At 59.1% G+C, this 20,358-nt stretch carries 17 protein-coding genes; 13 read left to right on the top strand and 4 right to left on the bottom strand.

Going from position 1 to position 20,358, the window contains the following annotated elements:
• The first annotated feature begins 3 nt into the window (after positions 1-3).
• Both argJ and HXW73_RS06810 read left to right on the top strand, forming a co-directional pair.
• A complete protein-coding gene (argJ, locus tag HXW73_RS06805) occupies positions 4-1,233 on the top strand; it encodes a bifunctional glutamate N-acetyltransferase/amino-acid acetyltransferase ArgJ (protein WP_186255485.1) in 1,230 nt (409 codons plus the stop codon).
• Positions 1,234-1,334: 101 nt separating this feature from the next.
• Complete coding sequence (locus HXW73_RS06810) at positions 1,335-2,291, top strand: Nudix family hydrolase (RefSeq protein WP_240538729.1); 957 nt, start codon at positions 1,335-1,337, stop codon at positions 2,289-2,291.
• A 76-nt stretch (positions 2,292-2,367) separates the two neighbouring features.
• On the opposite strand, the gene HXW73_RS06815 is transcribed toward HXW73_RS06810, so the two are convergent.
• Together HXW73_RS06815 and HXW73_RS06820 are read right to left on the bottom strand one after the other, a co-directional pair.
• Positions 2,368-3,270 (bottom strand): carbon-nitrogen hydrolase, encoded by a 903-nt coding sequence (locus HXW73_RS06815; RefSeq protein WP_186255486.1) that lies wholly within the window; start codon positions 3,268-3,270, stop codon positions 2,368-2,370.
• On the bottom strand, positions 3,267-4,343 hold the full coding sequence (locus tag HXW73_RS06820) for an agmatine deiminase family protein (RefSeq protein ID WP_186255487.1): 1,077 nt from the start codon (positions 4,341-4,343) through the stop codon (positions 3,267-3,269). Before HXW73_RS06820 ends, HXW73_RS06815 begins: the two co-directional genes overlap by 4 nt.
• 205 nt (positions 4,344-4,548) lie before the next feature.
• Here HXW73_RS06820 and HXW73_RS06825 point away from each other — a divergent pair, with 205 nt between their 5' ends.
• A complete protein-coding gene (locus HXW73_RS06825; protein ID WP_186255488.1) occupies positions 4,549-5,790 on the top strand; it encodes a lipoprotein-releasing ABC transporter permease subunit in 1,242 nt (413 codons plus the stop codon).
• 10 nt (positions 5,791-5,800) lie between these two features.
• Positions 5,801-6,505 carry an ABC transporter ATP-binding protein gene (locus HXW73_RS06830; protein ID WP_186255489.1) on the top strand — a complete coding sequence of 235 codons (705 nt, stop codon included), beginning with the start codon at positions 5,801-5,803 and terminating at the stop codon, positions 6,503-6,505.
• Here the strand turns inward: HXW73_RS06830 and HXW73_RS06835 are convergent.
• A complete protein-coding gene (locus HXW73_RS06835; protein ID WP_186255490.1) occupies positions 6,502-7,053 on the bottom strand; it encodes a DUF2062 domain-containing protein in 552 nt (183 codons plus the stop codon). The genes HXW73_RS06830 and HXW73_RS06835 overlap by 4 nt on opposite strands.
• Before the next feature lie 97 nt (positions 7,054-7,150).
• Between HXW73_RS06835 and HXW73_RS06840 the strand changes: the two genes are divergently transcribed.
• Genes HXW73_RS06840 through murB form a run of 7 tightly spaced genes read left to right on the top strand, consistent with a single transcriptional unit; the run spans position 7,151 to position 14,699 of the window.
• Positions 7,151-9,424, top strand: a complete 2,274-nt coding sequence (locus tag HXW73_RS06840) for a DNA internalization-related competence protein ComEC/Rec2 (protein ID WP_186255491.1) — start codon at positions 7,151-7,153, stop codon at positions 9,422-9,424.
• Between the two features lie 57 nt (positions 9,425-9,481).
• Positions 9,482-11,218, top strand: coding sequence for a lipid A export permease/ATP-binding protein MsbA (msbA, locus tag HXW73_RS06845; protein ID WP_186255492.1), 1,737 nt, complete (start codon positions 9,482-9,484; stop codon positions 11,216-11,218).
• The gene (gene lpxK / locus HXW73_RS06850) at positions 11,215-12,210 is read left to right on the top strand and encodes a tetraacyldisaccharide 4'-kinase (protein ID WP_186255493.1); all 996 of its coding nucleotides are present in this window, start codon (positions 11,215-11,217) and stop codon (positions 12,208-12,210) included. Before msbA ends, lpxK begins: the two co-directional genes overlap by 4 nt.
• A 16-nt stretch (positions 12,211-12,226) precedes the next feature.
• On the top strand, positions 12,227-12,436 hold the full coding sequence (locus tag HXW73_RS06855) for a Trm112 family protein (RefSeq protein ID WP_186255494.1): 210 nt from the start codon (positions 12,227-12,229) through the stop codon (positions 12,434-12,436).
• Positions 12,437-13,213 (top strand): 3-deoxy-manno-octulosonate cytidylyltransferase, encoded by a 777-nt coding sequence (gene kdsB, locus HXW73_RS06860; RefSeq protein ID WP_186255495.1) that lies wholly within the window; start codon positions 12,437-12,439, stop codon positions 13,211-13,213.
• Positions 13,214-13,216: 3 nt separating this feature from the next.
• Entirely contained in the window at positions 13,217-13,681 is a 465-nt protein-coding gene (locus HXW73_RS06865; protein WP_186255496.1) for a low molecular weight protein-tyrosine-phosphatase, read from the top strand.
• 1 nt (position 13,682) lies between these two features.
• Positions 13,683-14,699, top strand: a complete 1,017-nt coding sequence (murB, locus tag HXW73_RS06870; RefSeq protein ID WP_186255497.1) for a UDP-N-acetylmuramate dehydrogenase — start codon at positions 13,683-13,685, stop codon at positions 14,697-14,699.
• Positions 14,700-14,778: 79 nt separating this feature from the next.
• Here murB and rne read toward each other — a convergent pair whose 3' ends face one another.
• Positions 14,779-18,093, bottom strand: coding sequence for a ribonuclease E (rne, locus tag HXW73_RS06875; RefSeq protein WP_186255498.1), 3,315 nt, complete (start codon positions 18,091-18,093; stop codon positions 14,779-14,781).
• Between the two features lie 663 nt (positions 18,094-18,756).
• On the opposite strand from rne, the gene HXW73_RS06880 reads away from it, so the two are divergent.
• Together HXW73_RS06880 and HXW73_RS06885 are read left to right on the top strand one after the other, a co-directional pair.
• Entirely contained in the window at positions 18,757-19,698 is a 942-nt protein-coding gene (locus HXW73_RS06880) for an RluA family pseudouridine synthase (protein ID WP_186255499.1), read from the top strand.
• A 9-nt stretch (positions 19,699-19,707) separates the two neighbouring features.
• Entirely contained in the window at positions 19,708-20,358 is a 651-nt protein-coding gene (locus HXW73_RS06885) for an HAD family hydrolase (protein WP_186255500.1), read from the top strand.

Genomic DNA, 20,358 nt, shown 5'->3' on the forward strand with positions numbered 1-20,358 from the left:
TACATGGCGGTAGGATCAATGCCTTTCCCCTCTATGCCGGCCCTTGAGGGAGTGCGTTTGGGCACGGCCATGGCCGGGATGAAAAAGCCAGGCCGTCGTGATGTCGTGGTGATAGAGCTACCCGATACGACGACGGTGGCCGGGGTGTTTACCCGGAATGCCTTTTGCGCCGCTCCAGTGATAGTGGCAAAGGAGCACCTTCAGCGTAGCGCTGAACACGGTCAATCCCCTCGCTACTGGTTGATCAACACCGGCAATGCCAATGCAGGCACTGGCGACACAGGCCTTAAGGACGCCCAGGACAGCTGCGCGTCGGTTGCCGAGCAGGCCGGTGTCAATCCGTCCGCCGTGCTGCCGTTTTCCACGGGTGTGATCGGCGAGCCAATGCCCATGGCGCGTTTTCTGGACGGCATCCCTGTGGCGTTTGGCGATTTGGCAAGCGATGGGCAGGCCTGGCAGCACGCGGCTGAGGGTATTCTGACCACCGATACACGTCCCAAGGGGGCAAGTGTGACCTTGGCGGTCGGTGACAGGCAGGTTGTCATCAATGGGATCGCCAAAGGCTCGGGTATGATCAAGCCGAATATGGCCACCATGTTGGGCTTTGTCGTGACGGATGCGGGAATCGATCAGGCCTTGTTGGATCGCCTGTTGCGCGAAACGGTCGATCGCTCGTTCAACTGCATTACCGTGGATAGCGATACCTCTACCAATGACGCCTGCATGCTGGCGGCAACCGGCACGGGGGCGCGTATTGAAAGCGATGCGCATATCGAGATATTCCGCAACGGTTTGCAGCGGGTAATGACTGAATTGGCACAGGCAATTATTCGCGATGGCGAAGGTGCGACCAAGTTTGTCACCTTGCAGGTCGAGCAGGCGGGTAGCCGCCAGGAAGCGCTTGATGTGGCCTTTACCGTTGCCCACTCGCCGTTGGTCAAGACGGCACTCTATGCGTCAGATGCCAACTGGGGGCGTATTCTGGCGGCGGTTGGGCGTGCGCCAGTCGACGCGTTTGATGTCGATAAGGTGACCATTGAGCTTGGCGATGTGCGCCTGGTCGAGAACGGCGGTCGAGCGGCGGGGTACACGGAAGAAGCCGGTAGCCAAGTGATGGCTAACGATGAGATTACCATCCGCATCTGCCTCGGGCGGGGAGACGAGAGTGCCACGGTATGGACCTCGGATCTCTCTCACGACTATGTATCGATCAACGCCGATTACCGTAGCTAGCGGCGACGAGCGATCGCCGCTCTTCGCCGCCAGCAGGTTTAAACGTAGCGAGCCAACACCGCTATTGCTCAGCGGGTGTGCACACAGTGGATAGAAACGTAATGAATATCATGGTTAAACGACGGGTTCATGTGGCAGCCGCTGCCATCATCAGCGCTGACAAGCGGCAAGTGTTAATTGCTAGGCGGCCTTCAAACGTGGATCACGGTGGGCTATGGGAGTTTCCTGGCGGCAAGCTGGCTCCCTATGAAACCGGCTTGGAAGGTTTGAAACGCGAGCTACACGAAGAGCTGGGCGTCGAAATTATCAATGCACAACCCTTGATCCGGGTGCATCACGAGTATTCGGACAAACATATACTGCTGGATGTCTGGCAGGTGCATGCGTTTGCGGGTGAGCCCTTTGGTCGCGAAGGCCAGGCCGTTCGCTGGGTGCCCATGGAAGAATTGGTGAACTACCCGTTCCCGGCGGCAAATTTGCCTATTCTTCGGGCCGTCATGTTGCCGACTGAATACCTGATCACCGGCGAAGAGTCCGATGAAGCCCGCTTCGAGGCATCTTTATCCCGGGCACTTAGCGAAGATGGTATTCGCCTGGTTCAGCTACGTGCCAAGCAGTTAACGCCTGAGGCCTATGTGGCAAGGGCTGAACGTGCACTCGCCCTTTGCCATGAGGTCGGTGCTCGCCTGCTGCTCAATGGCGATCCGTCGCTGCTTGATCAGGTGGATGCCGACGGCATTCATCTGACCAGCGAGCGCCTGATGCAGCTTGAGCGTCGGCCGATTGCGGAAAACAAATGGCTATCGGCGTCGACCCATGACCCCAGGCAGTTGGAGCAGGCGGCTTCGCTAGGCTGTGATTTTGTCTCGCTGTCGCCATTGCGCACCACACCGTCACACCCCGACGTAGCCCCCATCGGCTGGCACGATTTTCAGCAGTGGGTGGAGCGTGCGGGCATGCCGGTCTTCGCGTTGGGCGGCATGACGCGTTTTGATGCCAATCACGCCCGCGCCGTTGGCGCCCAGGGGATTGCCTCCATCCGCGATTTCTGGAAATAAGCAGGGCAAGAAAAAAACGCCTGTCTGGTTAACCTCAGGTAGGCGTTTTGCTTAATAAAAGAAGACTGTCAGTCGCCTAGTCCCTGAAGCGGCGGGTCAGTTCGCCATACGCATCGATGCGCCGGTCGCGCAGGTAAGGCCAGATACGCCGCGTGTTCTCGCTTCGGGCCATATCGACCTCCACGACCAGCTGCTCTGCCGTCTCACCCGCTTTTGCCAGTAGTTCCCCCTGCGGCCCGCAGACAAAACTGCCTCCCCAGAACTGGATGCCCGCACTCACGCTGGACGGGTCGGCCTCAAACCCTACACGGTTGGCGACGACCACGGGTAATCCATTGGCCACGCCGTGGGCGCGCTGAATCAGGGTCCATGCCTCCTGCTGGCGTGTCTGCTCGGCATTGTCATCGCCTGGATCCCAGCCGATAGCGGTGGGGTAGAGCAGTAAGTCGGCCCCGGCAAGCGCCATCAACCGGGCGGCTTCGGGGTACCACTGGTCCCAGCAAACTAACACGCCCAGGCGGCCCAGAGAGGTGTCTATCGGCGTAAACCCCTCGTCTCGCGCAGCGTCGTGATCGCCTGGCGTGAAGTAGAATTTTTCGTAAAACCCAGGGTCGTCGGGAATGTGCATTTTGCGGTAGTGGCCCACCCGGCCTTGCGCTCGGTCGTATACCACCGCGGTATTGTGATAAAGCCCTGGCGCACGGCGCTCAAACAGTGACCCGACCAGAACGATATCCAGTTCACGGGCCAACTCGGCAAGGCGCTGGCCCGTCGGCCCATCTAGCGGCTCGGCCAAATCAAACAGGGCGGGATCTTCGTACTGGCAAAAATAGTGCGTGGCATGTAGTTCCTGGAGCAATACCAACTGAGCACCTTGCCGCACGGCGTCGCGAATGCCCGCTTCACTGGCGGCCAGGCTTTGGGTTTTATCGGGCCAGGCTTGCTGTTGCACAATGCCAACGGTGACGGGGCTTTTCATGATGATTTCTCTGCGGTCTGATGAGCAGTGGCAAGCGTGCCTTGGGGGAGCTGCATGGTTAAGCAATGCAGGCTGCCGTGTTGGCGAATGACGTGACTGCACTCGATGGGAATAAGCGTATGTTCTGGAAAAGCGACTGCCAGCGCGTTTAGCGCGATAACGTCGGCGGGATCCCCGTAAGTGGGTACCAGAACAGCGCCGTTAATGATTAGAAAATTGGCGTAAGTGGCAGGCAAGCGGCGACCATCGTCGGGTGCATAGCAGGCTTGAGGCCAGGGCAGCGGAATTAGCCGATAGGGCTCGCCATTACGCTGGCGAAACGCCTGTAGCTCCTGCTCCATCGCTTGCAGGGCTGCGTAGTGGGGATCCGTCGGGTCGTCACAGCGCACATAGGCGATTGTCGTCGGGTTGCAAAAGCGCGCCAGGGTATCAATGTGGCTATCAGTGTCGTCGCCTTCCAGATGGCCGTGGGCCAACCACAGCACGCGATCAACCCCCAGGTCTTTCTCAAGCTTTTGTTCCAGGGTGGCCCGTGTCATCCGCGGATTGCGGTTAGGGTTCAGCAGGCAGGCCTCGGTGGTGAGCAGGGTGCCGTTGCCGTCCGTCTCAATCGCGCCCCCTTCCAGCACTAGCTCGCGGGGGCTAACGGGGCAGTTCCACAGGCCTGCCTCGGCAAGCCGCTGGGTTAGCTGGTTATCGTGGTCGGCAGGAAACTTACCACCCCAGCCGGTAAAAGTGTAATCCAACAGTTGCAAGGAACCCGCTTCATCGGCGACGGTAATCGGCCCGTGATCGCGTGCCCAGGTGTCGTCACTGGGCACGACGCACAACAGTAACTGACCTTTGGGTACCCCATAGGCGTCGAATGTCGCTGCCAGACGTGTGCGTGTGGCGTCGTCAGGCACGCTGATGAGCACTCGTTGATAGCGGGTCACGGCGACGACAATGCGTTCAAGTGTGCCCTCAATGCCACCTAAGAGCGCCTGCCAGTCGCCATCCGGGCGTGGCCAGGTGAGTTGAATGCCATCCTGAGGATGCCACTCAGGTAGTAAACGATAGGTCGAAGTGGTCAACGTAAAGCCGCTCGCAGCGAAGATAAAAGAGGGCGCGCCGGGCGCCTGTCGAATCGGCGCAATGTAGGGGCTCGCGCGAAAAGTTGCAAGTGTAGAGAATCATGGGGGAACGCTGGTGGCTGATGTGCCTCTAAAGCCCGCTTATACATATGCAGCGATGCTAAAAAAACCGTACCATGAGCGCTGACTTATAAGGAATGACGCCATGCTTGATCGTTTGCCTTTTTTGGTGGGGCTGCGCTACGTGCGCGCTAAACGCCGAAACCATTTTATTTCGTTTATATCGCTGACCTCCATGCTGGGACTGATGCTGGGCGTGGCGGTGCTGATTCTCGTTCTGTCGGTAATGAACGGGTTTGACCACGAATTGCGTACGCGAATTCTGGGCATGGTGCCGCACGCCAAAATTGAAGCCCGTGAGGGCATGGTGGAGTGGCAGTCGCTGGCCGAAGAGATTATGCAGCGTGACCGAGTTGAAGGGGTGGCCCCCTATGTCGAACAGCAGGGTATGTTCTCGGTTGGCGGCAACAATGAAGGCGCCATGGTCAACGGCATCCACCCCGACTGGGAAGATAATGTATCGATTATTGGCGAGCACATGCAGCGAGGTGAGTTAAGCGACCTGGTGCCAGGCGAATGGAATGTGGTGCTGGGATCCATGTTGGCCAGGCGCTTGGGCGTTGATGTGGGTGATCGCGTGACCTTGCTGGTCCCCGAGGCCTCGATTACCCCTGCGGGCGTATTTCCCCGCCTCAAACGCTTCACCGTCAGCGGTATCTTTAGCGTTGGCGCCGAGCTAGATGCTAACTTAGCCTACGCTAATATTGAGGATATGCAGACGCTTGGTCGTCTTGGTGATGCGATCGGGGGGCTGCGTCTTGAACTGGACGATCTGTTTGTCGCCGGTAGCGAAACACAGGATATCCTCAATGAACTGGGGCCCGGCTATCGGGGCAGCGACTGGACCTATTCACAGGGCAATCTTTTCCAGGCAATCCAGATGGAAAAACGCATGATTGCACTCTTGCTGACGGTCATTATCGCTGTCGCGGCGTTCAATATTGTTTCCACCCTGGTGATGGTGGTGACCGATAAACGGGCTGATATCGCCATACTGCGAACCATTGGTGCCACACCGCGTTCGATTATGGGTATTTTTATCGTGCAAGGACTGGCTATCGGCTTGATCGGGATTGCCTTTGGCGTGGCTATTGGTGTGTTGTTGGCCTTGACGATTGCCGATCTGATCGGCTGGGTCGAGGGCTTTATGAATATTAAGTTCCTCGATGCAGGGGTCTACTTCATCAGTGATTTGCCGTCGCGTTTACACTTTGAAGATGTCCGAAATATTGTACTGGCCGCCTTTGGCTTGACGTTCCTGTCCACGCTTTATCCGGCTTGGCGAGCTGCACGTGTCCAACCTGCGGATGTGCTGCGCTATGAATAAGGAAGCCTACATGTCTGAGACGACATCGAATCCAGCCCCTGTGATGCTTAAATGCGAAGGGTTAACGCGCACCTACAATGAAGGGCCGCAGGATTTAACCGTCCTCGATACGCTTGATCTTCAGGTGCACGCGGGTGAGCGCGTTGCCATTGTGGGTAGCTCAGGGTCGGGCAAGACAACACTGCTTAATTTGTTAGGCGGCTTGGACCGGCCCACTGAAGGCGGTGTAGTGATCGCGGATCAACCTCTGGCAGGGCTGAATGAGACGGCGCTGGGGCGTTTCCGCAACCGTTATATTGGCTTTGTCTATCAGTTCCACCACCTGCTAGCAGAATTCACGGCGGTAGAAAACGCAGCGCTGCCGTTGATCATTCGCGGGCAAGCGAAAAAAACCGCCGAGCAGCGCGCCATGCAGATTTTGTCGCGGGTGGGTATGCAAGACAGGGCCGATCATAAGCCAGGTGAATTATCCGGTGGGGAGCGTCAGCGGGTGGCCATTGCCCGTGCGCTGGTCACGGATCCCAGCTTGGTACTAATGGATGAGCCTACGGGCAATCTGGACCAAACCACGGCCGCCACAATTCTGGCGCTAATGGATGAGCTTGCTCAGGAAAGCGCCTGCGCCTTCGTGATTGTGACCCACGACATTGGTCTGGCGGGGCATCAGGATCGGATGATGAAGCTGGATGGAGGTAAACTCGTACAGCAGCCTTAGTCGTCGAATTCGGCTTCGATACGGGCACGCCGCTGCCGTCTTTTTTGGCGGCGGCGCTTCCAGTGATGGGAAACGTGCCAGCGCCATATCAGTCGCACAGCAATATTGGCGATTACCGCCAGGACCAGGGCTGACACCAGAGAGCCAAGCAGCAAAGCGGGCATAATATTGTGCATTTGCTCAGTCAGCCATTGCGTCGAAAGGCGGGAGGGCGCTTCGCGCACCGGTGTATCCAGAAAAAAAGTACCAATCCAATAATTACCGTAAAAAAATAGCGGCATGGTCAGTGGGTTGGTAATCCACACCAGGCCGACCGCCAGGGCAAGGTTGCAGCGGCTGAAGCGAGCACCTATGGCCGCTACCACCATTTGGCAAGGGATCGGCAGCATAGCGCAGAAAAGCCCCACGCTGAACGCATTGGCGACGCTGCGCCGCGTCAGTTGCCACAAGCGGGGGTCGGCAATCAGCGGCGCTATAAAACGCAGCGACCGCTGACGCTTTAGCGTATCGGGCTTGGGCATATAGCGTTGGAAAAAACGGCGAGGCATGTTGGACACTCTTGCCTATGAATGCCGCCCATTATCCATAAGGGACAGGGTTTCGGCTACGCCAAGGCGGTGATAAGGCGGTGCCAGGGAGGGCAGTATGCGCATTGGACTTGCGATGCCGGTGGCAGTGGCAGTCATGGCGGGAGCTGTGCTTGGCAGTTGGCTAGGGCCATCCGGCAATACGATGCGGGTGACCTCTGTGCTGGGCATTTTGCTGCTTGTCCTGGCGACGGCTCGTTTACGTCACTGCCTTTGGCTGGCGATTGCCTGTTGGGGGCTGGTGGCCATTCAGTCCCAATGGGTAAGGCAATTGCCGCCAGGCCTCTCGGGGGAAGATCTCCGGGTTGAAGGGCGTATCACACAGACTCAGCAGATAAGTGGTGGCCTGCGCCTGTTATTGGCGGTGGACCGCTGTGAGGCACCGGACCGGCGGCCAAGCTGCGAGCACCTGAAAAAGGTTCGAGTCAGCGCGTACGCGCCGGAATCGCCATTGCCTCAGCCAGGTGAGCGCTGGATGATGCCCCTGCGTTTGCGCCCGCCCAGCGGCTTTATGAATCCCGGTGCTTTCGACTATGCCCACTGGCTATGGCGCGAAGGTATCGATGCGACCGGCTATGTGCGGCAGGAACCTCCTTCTCAGCGGTTGACCTCAGCTCCTTTCTCACTGCGTCACCACGCGCATGCCATGCTGGAAGAACAGCCGCTTTCACCGCGCACCCGGCGGTGGCTGGCGGCGCTCACGCTTGGGCTGGGAGACCAGCTCACCCAGGATGACTGGAAGCTACTCAACGCCAGTGGGACGACTCACCTGGTCGTGATCTCCGGTCTGCACGTGGGGCTGGTCGCGTCTTTTGTCCTGCTGCTGGCGCGCGGAGCAGCACACTGGCTAACGCCAGGGAACTGGCGCCTGCGGGCGTGGCCCTGGTGGCTGTCCGGAGCGGCGACCGTCGGTTATGCGGTGCTGGCGGGTATGGAGCCGCCAGCTATGCGCGCCATGATCATGAGCGTTGTGGGTCTCTGGGTGTTGAGCGGTCGCCACGCACCGGGACCCTGGCAAGGCTGGTGGCTGGCATTAGCCGCTGTATTGGTAATCGATCCCGTTGCCCTTTGGCGACCCGGGTTATGGCTGTCGTTTTTGGCTGTTGCCTGGCTGATCATCATTTGGCAAGGCAGGCCACGCCCGCAAGGCCTGCGCGGATGGTGTTGGGCAGTGCTGCGATCCCAGTGTCTGCTGGCGCCGTTAATGGCGGCGGCGGTGCTCATCGCGTTTGGCCGGGTGGCGCCGGCGGCCCCCCTGATTAACCTTGTCGCCGTCCCCTTTATGAGCCTTTTCATGGTGCCACTGGCGCTACTGGGTTGGTTGCTGACGCCAGTGCCTTACGCGTCGACGGCGGCCTGGTGGTTGTTCGAGCAGGGATTAGGGGGCTTTTACAGCGCCCTGGAGGTGGCGGTGATTCACTGGCCGTTATGGGAGCCACCACGCTATTTGCACCTGCCATGGGCATTGGGGCTTTTTGTGTTGGCGTTATGCTGGGGACTGCCCGGCACGGCAAGGTGGCTGAAGCGAGGGGTCCTTATCGTTGTCATGTTGGTGCCTTTTTGGCCAGCATCGCCGCGCCTCTCAGGTGATGGCTTGCTTATCACCGTTTATGATGTGGGGCAGGGCCAACTGATAGAGCTGCGTAGCGCCCATCAGCGGATGTTGGTGGACACCGGGCCACGCTATCGCTCGGGATTTATGCCGCTTGAGACCCTATGGCCGCCGGGGCAGCATTTTGACCAGGTGCTTGTCAGCCATAGCGATAGTGACCACGCGGGGGGCGTGCAGGCGCTCCGCGACCAGCACCAGGTGGGTGAATGGCGTGCGCCTGCCCAAGAGCCTCTGGCGGTGAAAAGTCTTGACTGCCAACGGGGCGATGAGTGGCAACGTGATGGCGTTCATTATCGCGTGCTGTGGCCCAACGCGGACCATAGCGAATCCTCGTCCAATGACCGTTCGTGCGTGCTGTCGGTTCAGGTGGGCCAGCAGCACGTGCTAATCACCGGCGATGTCGGCCGTCAGGTCGAGCGGCGACTGATCGGAGATCTCAGTTCGCCGGTCACGGTATTGGTCGCTGGGCACCACGGCAGTGCCTCGAGTTCGGGGCTCCAGTTCGTGCGGGCAGCCGATGCCCGGCATGTTATCTTTAGTGCCGGTCGCGATAATCCCTTTGGTCACCCCAATGATGACGTCGTGCGGCGTTTTCGCGAGCAGGGGAGTTGTTTATGGAATACCGCGCAAGACGGCGCTGTCCAGTTGCGCCTCTTCCCCGATGCTTCGCTTGAAATAAATACCCTGCGCAGAGCGGTCGAGCCGCGACAGCGGTGTTGATGCGCAGCGCCATCAGGTAGAATTTCCACCACTGCACGCTATTGCTTAGGAGCTCGTGTGACTGAATCAGGCTGGGTCCTCTATAAACGTCTATTAACCTATGTAAAGCCGCATTGGCGTGCCTTTAGCCTGGCGCTGTTGGGCTTTGTGATTTACGCCGCGTCAAGCACGGCGCTGGCGGAAATGATGAAACGCCTGATTGACGGCATCCAAAACCCCGACGCCTCATTTCGGCTCTTTCTTCCATTGTTCGTCATTATCATGTTTACCGCGCGTGGCATCGGGACCTTTCTGAGTACCTACTTCATGGCTTATGTCGGGCGCTATGTGGTCCACACACTGCGCTGCGATGTCTTTGCCCACATGCTTCATCTGCCGGGCATGTTTTTTGATCACCATTCCAGCGGTCATCTGGTGTCCCGTGTGACCTATCATGTTGAGCAAGTCGCGGGGGCGGCGACCAAGGCGCTTACCATCCTGCTGCGTGAAGGGTTGTTCGTGATTGGTCTGCTGGGCTATTTGCTGTGGACCAACTGGATGCTGACGTTGTTGTTTTTAGCCGTCACGCCAGTTATCGCAGGGGTGGTGAGCTACACCAGCAAACGCTTTCGCAGGCTTTCCAAGCGTATTCAGCACTCCATGGGCGACGTGACCCATGTGGCCTCTGAAGCGCTTTCGGGTCATCGGGTAGTCCGTACCCATGGCGCGGAGATATATGAAAAACAACGTTTTGAGCGCGTCAGTGAAGAGAACCGCCAACAAAGTATGAAGGAAGCGATGACGCGTGCCATCAGCTCACCGGTCATTTTGATTCTGGTGGCTATCTCGATGGCCATTCTCGTCTGGTTGGCCATGGCACCAGCATTGATGGCCAGTATGACGCCGGGTGAGTTTGTCGCCTTCATTACTGCCGCCGCTCTGATGATCAAGCCGGTTCGTCAGCTGACGGAAATCAACAGTGAAATCCAGAAAGGCATTGCGGCCGCGACCGAACTGTTCGGCTTGCTGGATAGGGCCCCCGAAAGCGATAACGGTACGTATCGGGTCGAACGGTTAACAGGTCGCGTCAAGCTTGAAAACGTCAGTTTCCGCTATGCCGATGATCAGCCCTATGTCCTTCAAGATATCAATCTGGAAGTGGCACCCGGCGAGATGGTGGCGATCGTGGGGCGGTCCGGTAGCGGCAAGTCGACTCTGGTGAGCTTGCTGCCCCGCTTTTATCGTGTCAACGAAGGGCGTATCACCATCGATGATGTGCCGCTCGACGACTACGCGCTGCGTCCCCTGCGTCAGCAAATGGCGCTGGTCTCCCAGCAGGTCACGCTGTTCAATGCCTCGATTGCCGATAACATCGCTTACGGCGTGGTTAATCCGGACCCTGCGGCGGTCAAGGCGGCCGCTGAAGCCGCCTATGCCGATGAATTTATCGACCAGCTTCCCCAGGGCTACAACACGGTGGTGGGCGAAAACGGCGTGATGCTGTCAGGCGGTCAACGCCAGCGGTTGGCCATTGCGCGGGCAATTTTTAAGGATGCCCCGTTATTGATTCTGGATGAGGCCACCTCTGCTCTGGATACCGAATCAGAGCGCTACATCCAAAAAGCGCTTGAAGATGTCTGCCAGGGCCGCACGACCCTGGTGATTGCTCACCGGTTGTCCACTATCGAGCGTGCTGATCGGATTATCGTCATGGATCAGGGGCGCATAATTGAACAGGGCAGTCATCAAACTCTGCTGGAGGCAGGCGGTGCTTACGCGGCGCTGCATCAGTTGCAGTTTCAGGAGCCCCAGTGAAGCTTGCCGACCGATGGCTTGCGGGTGCCTACCAGGGTAGCCGCTGGTTATGGCCTTTGCGGCCCTTGGGCAAGCTATACCAATGGCTGATGCAGCGCCGCGCGCGCCAGTTTCAGACCGGCAGGCGACGGGCATGGCGGGCGCCGGTGCCGGTCATCATTGTGGGTAATATTACCCTGGGCGGTACGGGCAAATCGCCGCTGGTAGCATGGCTTGGAAACCGGCTGGCAGCACAAGGTTGGTCGCCGGGTATCGTGTCACGCGGCTACGGCGGCAGTGCCGAACGCTACCCGCTACAGGTGACGCCGACTACGCCGGTAAGCGAAAGCGGCGATGAGCCGCTGATGCTGGCCCAGCAGACGGAGCTTCCGGTCATGGTCGACCCGCAGCGCGCACGAGCGGCGGAGGCCCTCGTCCAGGCCGGCTGCGACGTAATTATCAGCGATGATGGCTTGCAGCATCTCGCCCTGGCGCGCGATATTGAATTGGTGGTCATCGATGGCGCGCGTGGACTGGGTAATGGTTATTGCCTGCCGGCGGGCCCGCTACGCGAATCGACAGGCCGGTTGAAGAGCGTCGATGCCGTGATTGTGAATGGCGTAAGCGCCGCTGAGCTACCGGTAGAGGCCGTCGCCATGCGCCTTGGGCCATGCGCCTGGCGCCGGCTTGACGATGGTCGGCGGTTTCCGCTGGCGCCACTGCCGTTTACGGTCCCGGTTAATAGCCTGGCTGCCATCGGTAATCCCCAGCGATTTTTTGCGACATTGACATCGCTGGGGGTGACCGGTGAATGGCATCCGCTAGCGGATCACCAGCCGCTGACCGAGGCGTTGCTAAACCAGTGGAGAGGGCGTCCGCTGGTGATGACCGCCAAGGATGCTGTGAAATGTCAGGCGTTCGCCCCGCCGGATAGTTGGGTCCTCGATGTGGAAGCCGTGCTTCCACCTGATTTTGAGCATTGGCTGACAGACAAGCTGTCAGCGCTTACCTGAGATAGGAGAAACGCTCATGGATAAGGAATTGCTGGCAATGTTGGTCTGCCCGCTGTGTCAAGGCAAGTTGAAATTCGACCGCGAGGCCCAGGAGCTGCATTGTGTTTACGATGGCCTGGCCTATTCGATTGAAGATGGCATTCCGGTGATGTTGCCAGAAGCGGCCCGTGCGCTGGATGTCGATGAAAAACTGCCGCCGTCACCAGGCCGCACAGGAGAGGGGTAAATGGCGTTGTCGTTTACCGTGGTGATTCCCGCCCGCTATGGATCAAGCCGTTTACCGGGCAAGCCGCTGCTGGATATTGCGGGAGAGCCGATGATTGCCCATGTCTGGCGACGCGCCTGCCAGAGCCGCGCCAGTCGTGTGGTGGTGGCCACCGACGATGCACGTATTCAGGCGGCCATGGCGCCTTACGGCGCCGAGGTCGTCATGACGCGTGAGGACCATGCCTCCGGAACCGACCGGCTGGCCGAGGTTGCCGACCAGTTGGCGCTGGATGAGTCGGCGCTGGTGGTCAATGTCCAGGGCGACGAACCCTTGATTCCCCCGGCGCTGATCAATCAGGTGGCCGAGCGCTTGGCGGACGATGACCAGGCCTCCATTGCGACGCTGGCGGAACCGATTGCGGATGTCGATTCGCTGTTTAACCCCAATGTCGTCAAGGTGGTGCGTTCGTTCCAGGGGCGGGCGCTGTATTTTTCGCGGGCGCCGATTCCCTGGGACCGTGAACATTTTTCTGAGCCACCTGAGGTGCTCAGCACCGATGCGTGGCTGCGCCATATCGGCCTCTATGCCTATCGGGTCAGCTTTCTGCATGCCTACTGTGACTGGCCTGCATCAAGCCTTGAGCAGCTTGAACAGCTCGAACAGTTGCGTGCATTGCAGTATGGCCATGCGATTCAGGTCGCACTGGCCTGTGACGTAAACCCGGCCGGGGTCGATACCGCTGAGGATTTAGCTCGCGTGCGCGCGCTATTGGCGCCAACACAGCAGAAGGAGTGAACCGTGAAAGTGCTGTTTGTTTGCTTAGGTAATATCTGCCGTTCGCCCACCGCAGAAGGGGTATTTCGCCGCGCGCTGGCGCGTGCCGGATGGCAGGATCGTGTGGTTGTCGATTCCTGCGGCGTGGGACAATGGCATGTAGGCAATGCGCCCGACCCGCGCGCTCAGGCAGCGGCTGAACAGCGAGGTATCGATATCAGCGGTTTGAGGGCTCGCCAATTGCAAGCTCAAGATTTCGCTGACTTTGACTATGTGCTGGGGATGGATCGCGACAACCTTCGCGCGATGCTGGCCATGAAGCCTGCTCACGCCAACGCCCATGTGGGGTTGTTTCTGGACTTTGCCGACCTGACGGAAAGCGAGGTGCCGGACCCTTACTACGGCGGTGATGAAGGCTTCGAGCGTGTGTTCAATCTCCTGGAAGCCGCTGCCGAAGGTTTGGTTGAGCATATCCAGCGAGGCCATTGAGATGAGCGCACTGGCAGTTCAGCGAGAAGTCGACCTGAGTGACGCCAATACGCTGCGCCTGCCGTGTATGGCCGAACGGTACGCGGCGCCTCGCACCCTGGCGCAATTGCAGCAGGTGCTTGCCCAGGCCAGCCGGGAAGGCTGGTCGGTAACCGTGCTCGGCGGCGGCAGTAATGTGCTGTTGCCCGCCCGGCTCAGCGGCATCGTGATTCGACCATTGCTTGAACAGTGGTGGCTGCAAGCGCGGGGCGATCAACTGCTTGCTCACGTGGGCGCGGGCGTGAATTGGCACCGACTGGTCATGTCGGTGGCGGCGTCCGGGTTATGGGGCACCGAAAATCTCGCCCTGATTCCCGGCGATTGCGGTGCAGCCCCGGTGCAAAATATTGGTGCGTATGGGGTGGAGCTGGCGGATCGGCTGGACGCGGTGCAGGTGCTTGATCGGGCGTCCGGTGAGGTACGCTGGTTGAGTCGCGATGCCTGCCAGTTTGGCTATCGAGACAGCATCTTCAAAGGCGCACTGGCGGAAACGGTCATTATTACTCGGCTGGTGCTGCGACTCTCCCGTGAGCCCTTGGCAGCGCTTGGCTATGGAGACTTGGCAAAAAGGGTTTCCACCTCGCCCACACCGCTGGCGGTGGCCAACGCAGTATGCGCTATCCGAGGTGAGAAACTACCGGACCCCCAAGAACTGGCCAATGCGGGCAGCTTTTTCAAAAATCCGTTTGTGACTGATCAGCTAGCCGCCACGCTGCGTCAGCAATATCCTGACATGCCGTGCTTTCCTCAGGGGAACGGGCAGACGAAGCTGGCAGCAGGCTGGTTAATCGACCAGTGTGGCTTAAAAGGGTTTCGTCAGGGGGCTTTTGCGGTTCACGAGCGTCAAGCGCTGGTACTGGTCCATTTCGGCGGCGGGAACCGCCAAGGCCTGCTGGCGTTGGCCAATACGGTCGCTGAGCGGGTCGCTGAACGCTTTGCCGTCAGGCTAACCCCCGAGCCGCGTCTGATAGCCGCTTGACCCGTTTCGGTTGGACACACAAAAAAACGCCCCGCCGTTGTTAACGGCGGGGCGTTCGTTTTGATACCGCTATCCGTCGTTAGTCGGCGCTAGTATCGTTGGCTTGTTGTTTACGTTTCACGCGCGGGTCATTGTGCGCCCGGCTGCGGCGACGACGTGGCTTGGCGGCTTCTTCAGCCACTGCTGCGCTGTTGGGCGTCGCTTGCTGGGCAGGTGTTGCCTCGGGCTGAGCCGGCGTTTCTGCCGCTGGTTCAGTGGCTGGCGCTTGTTCAGGCGAGGCTTTCTCAGTAGTGCCTTTTTCAGCAACGCCTTGCTCAGCAGTGCTGTCTTCGACTACCGCCTCAGAACTCGCTTTAATAGGCTCTTCAGCCGTCTCTTCAGCATTCACTTCAGGTGCGTTTTCTTCAGAAGTGCTTTGCTCAGGTTCCTTCTCCGGCGCCTCAGGCGCTGACGCGGCTTGCTCGCCATCGCTGTCCTGTGGCGTCTGCGCGGCCTTCTGCTTGCTCACCTCAGCCGTTTCGTCACTGGTGGCTGGCTTGGAGACGGCTTCTGAGGTGTTGGCCTCAGGCGCGCCTGTATCGGCGGCAGCCTGCTCCGCTGCTGTCGTCGAGGACGTGCTAACGTCCGCTTGATCAGCGGCGGGTTCAGCCTTGGGTTTCTCTTCCGTTACCGGCGCCTGGGCTGCTGGCGTTTCAATGGCTTCGGAAGGTGTAGAAGCCTCCTCTGATGCGGTCGTTTGGTCCTGCGACTGCACCGCGTCGGTGTCTTCATTCGATGCCGCATCGCCGCCTTTCGAACGCGAATCGCGCTTCGGCTGACGCCGTTGATGCGTCGACTTGCGCGCCTTGGCCGCATTGTCGGCAGGGCGCTCGGCTGGTGTGGCGGATGCCTCGTCGACTGCATCAGCGGTGCTATCTGCTGAAGGGGCGGTTGCTTCCTGTTCAGCGGGCGATTGCTTGGCCGTGTCCGCTGGAGCAGCGGCCGTTGCCTGCGAAGCAGCCGCGGCGGCTGAGTCGTTATCGGCTTGGCGCTCGGTACCTGTCGCCGCGTCGTTTGACGCATTATCCGTCTCGCTTGGCGCTTTAGCAGCCTCTTCCTGAAGCTTTAGCTGCTCGGCTTCGGCCTTCGGGTTGATGGCCTGCTGACGCGTACGCTGGCGCGGGTTGTTGCGCGTGCGCTTGGGCTTGCTGTCATCCTGCTTGGCCGCCGGTGTATCGGTGTTGGCCTTGGCAGCGCTTTTAGTGTCACTGGTATTGGCATCAGCGTCACTGGCATTGCGAGAAGTGTCACGGTTTGACTCGCGACGTGCTTTGGGTGGTGCGCTTTTGCCTGCTGTATCGCTGTCACTGTCCTTGGCGGAACTTGCCTGAGCAGTGTCTTTTTGACGGTTTGGCTTGTTGCCGTTGCCCTGGGTGCTGTTGCTGTCATCCTGTTGGGGGTGGCGGCGACGGTTGCGGGTGCGGCTGGGGCCGTTGCGCTTGTCGTCGGTCTCGTTGCCGGCGCTGCGCTGGGCATTGCCCGTATTGCTCTTGGCCGCGCTGTCGTTGCGCTGCCGGTTGGGTTGCGTCTCTTCACGGCGAGCGGAGGATGACCGCTCGGTTTTGCGCGGCGCGGCCGGTTCTGACGGCGTCTTGGCCTGGTCAGTGGGCGTGGGGCGTTGCTCATCGCTACCCAGCAATTTGGCAAATCCGCGCATGAAGCGACCCAGCATGCTAGCGTCTTCAGAGTTGCTTGCGGCGGGTGCTGGGCTTTCCGGGCTTGGCTCATGTTGCAACGAGGCAGGTGCGGGGGCGTTGTGGGCAACGCTTTTAACTGCCGCTTCAGCCCGCTGGGCAGGCGGCACAAAGCTTGGTGCCGGTTCTTTGCCGACGTCGCTATCCGTGGATAGCTCAAAGCTTGAAAGCGTTTGGCTGTCGTCTTCGTCGAGGTGGTCATCGCGCAGACGCTGCACATCGTAATGGGGGGTATCCATTTCCGGGTTGGGCAGCAGCACAACGCGAACGCCCTGGCGGGATTCGATATCGGCCAGCACGCTACGCTTTTCGTTAAGCAGGTACGTCGCTACAGGTACAGGCAAGATGGCCCGTATTTGCGCGCTGCGCTCTTTCATGGCCTCTTCTTCGATCAGGCGCATGATGGAGAGCGAGAGCGAGCGGACATCACGAATGGTGCCTTGGCCGTTGCAGCGCGGGCAGACCACGCCGCTGGTTTCGCCCAGCGAAGGACGCAGGCGCTGGCGTGACATTTCCATCAGGCCAAAGCGCGAGATGCGGCCGATTTGCACCCGGGCACGATCCAGCTTGAGGGCATCGCGCATGCGATTTTCAACTTCACGCTGGTTGCGGGCGGGCCCCATGTCGATGAAGTCGATGACCACCAGGCCGCCAATGTCGCGCAGGCGTAGCTGACGAGCGATTTCATCGGCGGCTTCTGAGTTGGTTTGCAGCGCGGTTTCTTCTATGTCGCTGCCGCGGGTGGCGCGAGCCGAGTTGATATCGATGGATACCAGAGCTTCGGTATGGTCGATCACGATCGAACCACCGGACGGCAGCTTGACTTCGCGCTGGTAGGCCGTTTCGATTTGCGATTCGATCTGAAAACGTGAGAATAGCGGCACTTCATCAGCGTAAAGCTTGATCTTCTGCTGGTAAGACGGCATCACCTGACGAATGAAGGCGAGCGCTTCCGCGTGGATCTCCGGGCTGTCGATCAGGACTTCGCCGATGTCCTGGCGCAGGTAATCGCGCATCGCGCGAATGATCACGTTGGATTCGCGGTAGATAAGGAAAGGCGCGGCGCGTTTGCCCGCTTCGGTAGTGATCGACTCCCATACCTGAACAAGGTAGTCCAGGTCCCATTGCAGTTCTTCAGGGCTTCGGCCGATACCAGCGGTGCGCACGATCAGGCCCATTTTATCGGGCACGGTAAGATGGCTCATGGCCTCTTTCAATTCGCTGCGCTCGTCGCCCTCGATGCGGCGTGAAATACCGCCGGCGCGCGGATTGTTGGGCATCAGCACCAGAAAACGACCGGCCAGACTGATAAAGGTGGTTAACGCAGCACCTTTGTTGCCGCGCTCTTCCTTATCGACCTGGACAATGACTTCCTGGCCTTCTTTGAGCACCTCTTTAATACTCGGACGGCCGGAAACATCCTTGACGAAATATTCCCGCGAGATTTCCTTTAGCGGTAGAAAACCATGGCGCTCGGCGCCGAAATCAACGAAAGCCGCTTCCAGTGAGGGTTCAACGCGGGTGATCTTGCCACGATAAATATTGGCTTTTTTCTGTTCTCGTGCGCCGGACTCGATATCCAGGTCATACAACCGCTGTCCATCAACCAGAGCGACGCGCAGCTCTTCAGGCTGGGTCGCATTGATCAGCATTCTTTTCATAATGTCTCGCATAGCGTAGCGTGCCGACGAACCACCTTGGGGGTGATGTGGCGAACCGCTTGGTGCTGCGTGCTTGTGCTCGGCGCATAGCGATGCTGACGCATTTTACCAGGACGGCATGACCGCCGACCTGGCTAATTAGGCGTTGAGTACGTGGCGGAGGCAAGACATGTTTCGGTGGCTGTCACGTCCATCCGGCCCTGCTGACACCGCCAACACCTGGCATTCATCGATTCACCAACACCGTCATCGGCACGGTGTTGAACTTTGTCGTCTTAAGCAGGCAGCGCGTTGTGACGTTTCAGCCTGGCTGCTTAGGACGTGGCGTTTTAAGCGATTGCCCACCGTTCAGGGTTGGGCACAATCTTATCTGCCGTATTGAAAACGGGCGGCAGAGTTACTGCATTTTTCACGGCGAGGGGTGGGTAATGCGTACACTGAACCACGCCTCTTGCTTCGGCCTGCGTGTTAGTCGGGCAGGCGCTGGCCAATCATCATGTTGATACCACCAATTACTTGATGACGACGCGATGCTATCAATGATCTGTATTAGCCGGGAAGCGCATTGGAATATAACAGTAAAGCAAACGACCAGCAATTGACGCATTGGTGTTGGGTCTACGGTAGAATGCCGTTTTAGCCTATCAGCAGGAGTGCGCGGCAATGGCCGAAGGGCGTGAAGTACAGTGGGTGGAAATTGTCCAAGAGCAATCTGGCCAGCGAATTGATAATTTTTTAATGACTCGTCTTAAAGGAGCGCCGCGTGCGTTGATTTACCGGATCGTGCGCAAGGGCGAGGTGCGAGTGAATAAAAAGCGCATCAAGGTCGATTATCGACTTCAATCTGGCGATCTGGTGCGCATTCCACCGCTTCGCCTAGCGCCCCGCGAGGCGGTCAAGGAAGTCAGCGATAATCTGCGTGATCTACTGGTCGGCAGCGTCATTATGGAAGGACCAGACTGGATGGTGCTCAATAAACCGTCGGGGCTCGCGGTTCATGGCGGTAGCGGCGTTAAAATTGGCTTGATCGAGGCGCTTCGTCAGGTGCGCGACGACCTGACGTTTTTAGAGCTGGTGCACCGTTTGGACCGCGATACCTCGGGCTGCCTGCTGCTGGCCAAATCCCGCGATGCGCTTGTCACTCTGAACGAGTCGCTGAAAAAGCACGGCATGGACAAGCGCTATCTGGCGCTGGTGGCAGGCCGCTGGCCGGTACGCAAGACCTACGAAAGCGCTCGTCTGGATCGCTATGATGCGGGCAACGGCGAGCGGCGCGTCAGGGTGGATCCCAATGGTAAGGTGTCGCGCACTCATTTCGCGGTTGTCGAGACGTTTGAAAAAGCCACGCTCATCGAAGCCGAGCCGGTGACCGGGCGGACGCATCAGATCCGTGTGCATGCCGCGCATGCCGGTCACGCGCTGCTCGGGGATGACAAGTATGCCAATCGGGAGAGCGGCCTGCTTACCAAGCAGCTCGGGCTAGGCCGGCTGTTTTTGCATGCCCGCGCACTGACGTTCCCCGAGCCTTCCAATGGACGTCCCGTAACGGTCAAGGCGCCGCTGCCTGAGGCGCTGGAAGACGCGCTTAACAGCGTACGCCGATAAGGAGCTCCCATGCGCTATGAACTGGTTATCTTTGATTGGGACGGCACGTTGATGGATTCGGTGCCGCGGATTGTGTCGTGCATGCAGGCGGCGGGTGTCGAAGCGGGGTTGGGAATGCTTCCCCAGAAGGATGTCGAAAATATTATTGGCCTGGGATTGCCTGAAGCCATTGAAACGCTTTGCCCGGGTATATCGCCAGAGCAGGCCGAGCGCCTTCGCCAAGGCTACGCGCATCAATTTGTTCATGTGGATACTACGCCCATGCGATTTTTCGCCGGTGTTGAAGATCATTTGGCGCGCCTTCGGTCAAATGAGGCGCAGAAGCTGGCGGTTGCGACGGGTAAAAGTCGCCGCGGGCTGGACCGGATTTTCCAGGAGACGGGGAGCCTTGACTGGTTTCACGCCAGCCGCACCGCCGATGAAACACGTTCCAAGCCTCACCCGCAAATGCTGCAGGAATTGCTCGACGAACTCTCGATTCCCGCTGAACGGGCGGTCATGGTGGGGGATACCGAGTATGACCTGGAAATGGCGCGATCACTCGGCATGCCTCGTGTCGGCGTTAGTTATGGCGTTCATTCCCCTGACCGCCTGGCGGCCAGCCAGCCGCATGCGATCGTGCATAGCGTTGATGAACTTTTTACTTGGCTACAGGGATAA

The sequence above is a fragment of the Halomonas sp. SH5A2 genome (genome assembly GCF_014263395.1).
GTDB lineage: Bacteria > Pseudomonadota > Gammaproteobacteria > Pseudomonadales > Halomonadaceae > Vreelandella.